The sequence below is a fragment of the Bradyrhizobium sp. 2TAF36 genome (assembly GCF_052114925.1).
Lineage (GTDB): Bacteria > Pseudomonadota > Alphaproteobacteria > Rhizobiales > Xanthobacteraceae > Bradyrhizobium > Bradyrhizobium barranii.
On the sequence record NZ_JBFRFR010000170.1, the window covers coordinates 1 to 6,906 of the forward strand.

A 6,906-nucleotide genomic window follows, 5' to 3' on the forward strand; every position below is an offset into this window, starting at 1 on the left:
GCGCGCCTCGATGTCGGCCTTCTTGCCGGCGCCGTTGACGATCGTGGTGTTCTCCTTGTCGATCATCACCTTCTTGGCGCGACCGAGCATGTTGAGCGTGACGTTCTCGAGCTTGATGCCGAGATCTTCCGAGATCGCCTGGCCGCCGGCCAGGATCGCGATGTCCTGCAGCATGGCCTTGCGGCGATCGCCGAAGCCCGGAGCCTTGACGGCCGCGACCTTCAGACCACCGCGCAGACGGTTCACGACGAGGGTCGCAAGCGCCTCGCCTTCCACGTCTTCGGCGATGATAACGAGCGGCTTGCCGCTCTGCACGACTGCTTCCAGGAGCGGCAGCAGTTCGTTCAGGCTGGAGAGCTTTTTCTCGTAGATCAGGATATAGGCGTCGTCCATTTCAACGCGCATCTTGTCGGCGTTGGTGACGAAGTAGGGCGAGATGTAGCCGCGGTCGAACTGCATGCCTTCGACGACTTCGAGCTCGGTCTCGAGCGATTTGGCTTCTTCAACCGTAATGACGCCCTCGTTGCCGACCTTCTTCATGGCGTCGGAGAGGAACTTGCCAATCTCCGCATCGCCGTTGGCCGAGATGGTGCCGACCTGGGCGATCTCCTCGTTCGAGGTGACCTTCTTGGAGTTCTTGACGAGGTCGGCGACGACGGMGTCCACTGCCAAGTCGATGCCGCGCTTGAGGTCCATCGGGTTCATGCCGGCGGCAACCGCCTTGGCGCCTTCCTTCACGATCGCAGCCGCGAGCACGGTGGCGGTGGTGGTGCCATCGCCGGCCGCGTCAGCTGACTTGGAGGCGACTTCGCGCACCATCTGTGCGCCCATGTTCTCGAACTTCTCTTCGAGCTCGATCTCCTTGGCGACGGTGACGCCATCCTTGGTGATGCGGGGAGCGCCGAACGACTTGTCGAGCACGACGTTGCGGCCCTTCGGACCGAGCGTGACCTTCACCGCGTTATTGAGAATTTCGACGCCGCGCAACATGCGGTCGCGGGCATCGACGCCGAATTTGACTTCTTTGGCTGACATGGCGATCTCCGTTTTCAACTGGTCAGATCCCAAAGGCCGCGCAACTGGCGAGCTCTTGAGGGATGAGATTTGAATTGCGGGCCTCATCCTTCGAGAACCCGGCTACGCCGAATCCTCAGGGTAAGGAAAACCGGCTGGCGCTTACGCGGCCTTCTTCTTGGCGGCCGGCAGATCAGTGAGGACGCCCATGATGTCGCTTTCCTTCACGATCAGCAGGTCGACGCCGTCGATCTTGACTTCAGTGCCGGACCACTTGCCGAACAGCACGCGGTCGCCGACCTTCAGGTCGATCGGGATCAGCTTGCCGGCTTCGTCGCGGCCACCGGGGCCGACGGCGATGACTTCGCCCTGGGAGGGCTTCTCCTTGGCGGTGTCCGGAATGATGATGCCACCGGCTGTCTTGTCGTCGGCCTCTATGCGCTTGACCACGACGCGGTCATGGAGCGGACGGAATTTCATGCGATCCTCCCTGGCTTTTGTGATTATTCTGGATTGGCAGTCGTAATGAAGCACGTGCCGTAAACGAAGTCTTCCGCGTCCATCAAGACGTGAGGCTTCGTCTCAAAAATTGGCGGCGACCAGATCGTAAGAGCCCCTGCTGCCGCGGACGTACACCCTGGCAGCGGCGGCACATATCACATCACGATTGGAATCGAATGCGCTCAGGAAATCCGATTCATTGTTGGAGTGAGCGCCCGGTTCAAGTCGCCTCAGCGCGTCTTCCTCTATGAAGAACGATGCCTCTAACGCGCTATCGTATCCCCAAAAACGCACGGCGTGCCGCGTTCGGTCATATGAACGACTGAAATTCGGAAACTCGATCATGGTTGGGTCCGATCAAGTTTGCGCAACGGGAATAGGTTCTGAGAGCGATCCGGCTGCGCTAAACCATAAATGGCTACTCTGGAATCGGATTACAACTGCCCACGAAAATTAAGTGCGACCAGCCTCGTGATCTTCTTCGGGCTGTTGATCGTCGCTGCAATAAATTTTCAGTGGTAGTCCTCTCGGCTCACCCGCGCTATCGGCTCAAGCCAACAGCTAGTTGGCTCCGCTGAAATGACTCACGAGCTCAGCCCGGCGGCAGTTGATACGATCCTTTCACAAGGTACGACCGTCACTCGTACTGCGCTCAGTCCTACAGGTGGTCAGCTTATCTTCAGCGACCCGCGCGATCGTTGTGCGGAATTCGCGAACACCGTCCGGGTAACTGATCTCGAGTTTCTGGAAGATGTTCTGAGTGAATGGTGGCGAACAAAAACAGCAACGTCTCCAGCGGACAGCGCCATCCGCTCTCCAAATGGGGCAACGATGACGTCGATTTGGTAAGCAATATCAATTGGCTGGCGACGCAGTGCTGATCGCACCCGTCTCCCCCCCAATTCCCTGCAAACAGGGAATTTTACAGGGAAATTGGCTATTTCGGGTGGGTCGGAGACAGCACAATTATCAGAAACTACTGCGAAGGAGCCGTTTTGTGCGCAATTCCCTGCTGCAATTAACAGGGAAATATTTTGGCCTAATAGGTGGCCCTTCCCGTGGTATCAGGGATCCACCGAGTCTAGAAGCGTCGCCGGCGCGCCGGCGCAAGCAACGACGCCTCTCGGAGATTCCAGGGTCGCTAGCAGACCGAACCGCCGACGCAGTGCGCTTGTRTGGCGGGAACGCAATCTGGAAGGACGTCGTGCAGCGGCTACTCGACAATACTTGCCGGGAACGACCGGCAGATACGAAGAAGAGCGGTGGCCGGCGTTCGGCACACCTTGGACGTCCAAAACGCCCATCCGATCTCACTACATCTTGCGGATGGCTCCCAGACACCATCCCCTCTGTCCGGCGGCGAAATTCGCAAGCTCCGGTACCGCGCCGGAGCACAAAGGCCGATAGCTGCGTTTCGCGGTTGGCAGCACTACTTCCGATCAACGCTGGTCTTTGATGAGTCTTCGGGCACGACCTGCATGTTTGGTGGAGTACCGCCCTGAGGATTGGCAGCCGTGGTACCGCCACTACCGGTGGTGAGTGGACCAGTGGGCCCCTGCGGCTGACCTTTCCCCTTATTATTATCAGACGATTCAGCGCTGCCGTTGATAGGCTGAGAGGCACTCAGTCGATTGAGGTCGGGTTGGGTGGTCTGAGCCGACGCCATGGAGGCGTAGCCGGAGATACAGAGGGCGGCGAGGAAAAGGCGCATGTTGAATCGTCCTTGAGATCGATCTTTCCCAACCCGGTGGCTCGGCGTTCGTTCCGGGATGCAACAAAGCAGCGAAGCCGTGTGATCCGCCACAGAAAAAGCGTTCAGTGGCGATGCCCATGTCAGGCCGACTTTTGAGGCTGCGCCCACGGGCAGAGAGTGTAACGAAAGGCGGCTCGCCGAAAAACATCGAAGCGACCACTTAACGCTCCGGTTAGCTTTACGCAGAAGAGATGGCCCCGAACCTAGGGGACGCCGCGGCCAGGCGCCAAAGGCTTGTCGGCAAGCAATGGCCCGCAAAACGCTTCGAGACGGTTCCAGCGGTATCCCGGAATGAAATTAGGTCGCGAACAGACCGCTGATCGCTCGGCTCCCGACCACGCGAGCACTTTCCGCGAGAAGTTGCGCCTTTACCGAAGGCCCGGCTCGGCGATGGCCGCCGCGACATCATCCGGCATTAGGGCGGCCTCGACGATGTAGCTATCGACATCGGTGAACGCCTCCCCTTCGCTCGGATCGGCCGTGACGGCAAGTATCTCACAGGGCGGTTCCGATGCGACGGGACGCAGGGCCACCCACGGCGCGGGCGCGCCCGACTTCAGGTTATCGCGATAATTAGACACGATCGAACGGGTGGTAACGAAGCTCGAGGGCAAGCACTGGATGTACAGCGGATCGTCCCAACGCATCGACATCATCAAAATCGGCTGCGGCCAGTCATCCGGGCACAACCGGAAATTTCTCCTTGTGCAGGCCCGCCAGGGCCTGTGGATCCAGGTTCAGATGACCTTTCACCAGTTCGGGGGGCGTTAGCGCCAGCCACTGATTGAGGGACACGTCGGCATAATAGCTGCTTTTGAATATCTCCAGGAAACGGAGCGGCGTCGTGCCGGTGTTTTCGACGTAGTGCCCCATCGCGAACGGCACGTAACCGACGTCGCCAGCCATGAAGTCGAACGTGCGCGCCTGACCTGAGGCAGCGAACACGCCCATCCGCGCCTGGCCTTCGATGTAATACTGCCATTCATCGGTGTTGGGATGCCAGTGCATCTCGCGCATGGCGCCGGGCTGCACTTCGACCAGTGCCGCGGAGATGGTCTTTGATGCCGGAAACACACTCGTATCGGTGATCCGCACCGTGCCGCTATTGGTCTTGATCGGTTGCTGCGCCAGCATCCGATGGCTGAACGTCTGCGAAACCGGAGTTGCCCCGGCGATTTTGTCGGAAGCAAGCGCGCCAGGCACGGGGGCGGCGAAAATATAGAGTTCGCCGGGATCGGGGACGTGACTGAAGGCTGTGCCGGGCATGCCGAAATTCTTGGACAACACTTCGTTCGGCGTGTGTTTGAACCAGTCGCTCAACAGGAAGGTATTGTCTTCGTCGAATTCGCCGTCGTCGAAGACCAGCAGGAACTCGCAGCCATCCGGATTAAGACCCTGGATCGAGTGCGGAACGCCGCTCGGAAAATACCAAAGATCGCCGACGCCGACATCATCGACGAAATATTGTCCCTGGGGATCGATCGCCGTGATACGGGCAGTGCCGTACAGCATATAGGCCCATTCGGCCGCCTTGTGCCAATGCAGTTCGCGAATGCCGCCGGCATTCAGGCGCATGTTCACGCCGGCGATACCCTTGGAAATACCTAGTTCCCGAACGGTGACCTGGCGGGTCCAGCCTCCGGATTCCAGCCGCACATGGGAATCCGAAAAAGAGAAGCGCAAGTTGGGAAGCGTGCCGTGATCGGTCGAGGGTGGCACCAGCAGATCGGGATTCTGGCGGTCCCGCGCGAGGTTGCGCGGACCGGGATCGGTGCCGCCATGTCCTGGTCGTTGCGGCTGCGGGATGGGTTCGCCGGTTTGCGCGCCCGCCGCTGTTGCTGTCAACAATCCACCGGCGGCAGTCGCCGTCAATAATGTACGTCGTGTCAATTCATCCACTGTTTTCACTCCTGAGGTTCCCTCGCGGATTCCCTCAGATCCGCGGGTATTGGAGATGTCGTGATGCAAGCGATCGAAGTCATTACTCCGCGGGCGTCGACGAAGCTTCTCCCTGCCGGCCTTCGCTCGCGAGCTTTCGGGCAAGCCAAACGTCGTGGTGCTCCTTTGCCCAATTTAGATCGACCTCGCCGGTACCCATGGCTTCGAACGCGCCCTCCATGCCGAGCGTGCCGATATAAATGTGGCCGAGGATCAGGGCGACGAACAGAACGGCGATAATGGCGTGCACGGCTTGTGCGATTTGCATGTCCGCGATGTCGGTTCCGAAGAAGGGAAATAGCAGAACGAAGCCCGACACCGAGACGAACACGCCGGCGGCAAGCGAAAGCCAATAAACAGCCTTCTCGCCGGGATTGAACCGGCCGGCGGGGGCATGTTTGTTTTTGATGAAGCCGCCACCCTGCTTGAGCCACTCAAGATCGACTTTCTCCGGAATGTTGTCCTTGAAGAAGATTACGATGATCAGCACAAGCCCGGCCACAAAGGAGAAGCTGGTGAAATTGTGCACGTACTTGGCCACTTGCGAGACGCTTGAGAAGGCGTCGGCCCCAATGACTGGCAACAGCAAGATCTTCCCGAAAGTGATGTTGAGACCCGTCAGGCCGAGAACGACAAAAGACACCGCGGTGAGCCAGTGCGAGAACCGCTCGAAGGCCTTGAAGCGGACAATCTTCCGGCCGGAGCGCCCTGCCGTGATGCGCAGCCGCCCCATGATCAGATAGGCGGCGCCCAGAATCGCGATCATGCCGAGAATCACCATCCCGCCGCCCCAACGCAAGAGAACTTCGTGGAAATAATCCCAGGTTCTTCCGGCAGGCTGGATCAGCACGCTTGCCTTTGTATCGGGAATATCGATCCGCCCTTCTGCGCGCGGGAATTGCCTGAGCAGTTCGCGCTCGCTGGTGACACTTGCGGTCGGATTGGGTGCGCCATCGGGGCCGAGCTTCTGGGCGATCCCCGGGGCAGACCCAACGAAGACAAGGATCATGGCAAAGAATACGAGGCGAATGGGTGCGAGAAGCGTCATGACGACCATCCTCCTCTCATGTTTGAGTCACCCCCCAAGGCCCGCCTGCTCAGGTCTCGATGCCCTCGCGATAAGCTGTCATCCAGCCCCACGCGCCGGAGCCATAGCCGCGCTTCTCGACGCGCTCCTCGTAGATCTGGGCGATGATGTCGCCATCGCCTGCGAGTAGCGACTTGGTCGAGCACATCTCGGCGCACATCGGCAGCTTGCCTTCGCCGAAGCGGTTCGAGCCGTATTTCGCATATTCTTCGGCGCTGCCCGGCGCCTCCGGTCCGCCGCCGCCCGCGCAATAGGTGCACTTGTCCATCTTGCCTCGCGAGCCGAAATTCCCGACCTGGGGATATTGCGGCGCTCCGAACGGACAGGCGTAGAAGCAATAGCCGCAGCCGATGCACAGATCCTTGTCGTGCAGGACGATGCCGTCTTCGGTCGGATAGATGCACTTGACCGGACACACCGACGCGCAAGGCGCATCGGTACAGTGCATGCAGGCCATCGACACCGACCGTTCGCCCGGCTTGCCGTCATTGATGGTGACGACGCGCCGTCGGTTGATGCCCCAAGGCACTTCGTTCTCGTTCTTGCAGGCGGTCACACAGGCATTGCAGTCGATGCAACGGTCCGCATCGCACAGGAATTTCATGCGTGCCAT

7 protein-coding genes are annotated in these 6,906 nt (G+C 59.6%); all 7 read right to left on the reverse strand.

Going from position 1 to position 6,906, the window contains the following annotated elements; all coding sequences use genetic code 11:
* On the reverse strand, positions 1-1,035 hold a 1,035-nt coding region (gene groEL, locus AB4Z51_RS43650), incomplete at its 3' end, for a chaperonin GroEL (protein ID WP_441499645.1).
* A 141-nt stretch (positions 1,036-1,176) separates the two neighbouring features.
* Positions 1,177-1,494 carry a co-chaperone GroES gene (locus AB4Z51_RS43655; protein ID WP_063984905.1) on the reverse strand — a complete coding sequence of 106 codons (318 nt, stop codon included), beginning with the start codon at positions 1,492-1,494 and terminating at the stop codon, positions 1,177-1,179.
* Between the two features lie 102 nt (positions 1,495-1,596).
* The gene (locus AB4Z51_RS43660; RefSeq protein ID WP_063984906.1) at positions 1,597-1,860 is read right to left on the reverse strand and encodes a DUF1488 domain-containing protein; all 264 of its coding nucleotides are present in this window, start codon (positions 1,858-1,860) and stop codon (positions 1,597-1,599) included.
* Between the two features lie 1,776 nt (positions 1,861-3,636).
* A complete protein-coding gene (locus tag AB4Z51_RS43665; RefSeq protein WP_441499646.1) occupies positions 3,637-3,957 on the reverse strand; it encodes a DUF3305 domain-containing protein in 321 nt (106 codons plus the stop codon).
* Complete coding sequence (locus tag AB4Z51_RS43670) at positions 3,944-5,167, reverse strand: oxalate decarboxylase family bicupin (protein WP_441499647.1); 1,224 nt, start codon at positions 5,165-5,167, stop codon at positions 3,944-3,946. Before AB4Z51_RS43670 ends, AB4Z51_RS43665 begins: the two co-directional genes overlap by 14 nt.
* An 82-nt stretch (positions 5,168-5,249) precedes the next feature.
* Positions 5,250-6,254, reverse strand: a complete 1,005-nt coding sequence (locus tag AB4Z51_RS43675) for a formate dehydrogenase subunit gamma (protein ID WP_441499648.1) — start codon at positions 6,252-6,254, stop codon at positions 5,250-5,252.
* Between the two features lie 49 nt (positions 6,255-6,303).
* The gene (fdh3B, locus tag AB4Z51_RS43680; RefSeq protein ID WP_441499649.1) at positions 6,304-6,906 is read right to left on the reverse strand and encodes a formate dehydrogenase FDH3 subunit beta; all 603 of its coding nucleotides are present in this window, start codon (positions 6,904-6,906) and stop codon (positions 6,304-6,306) included.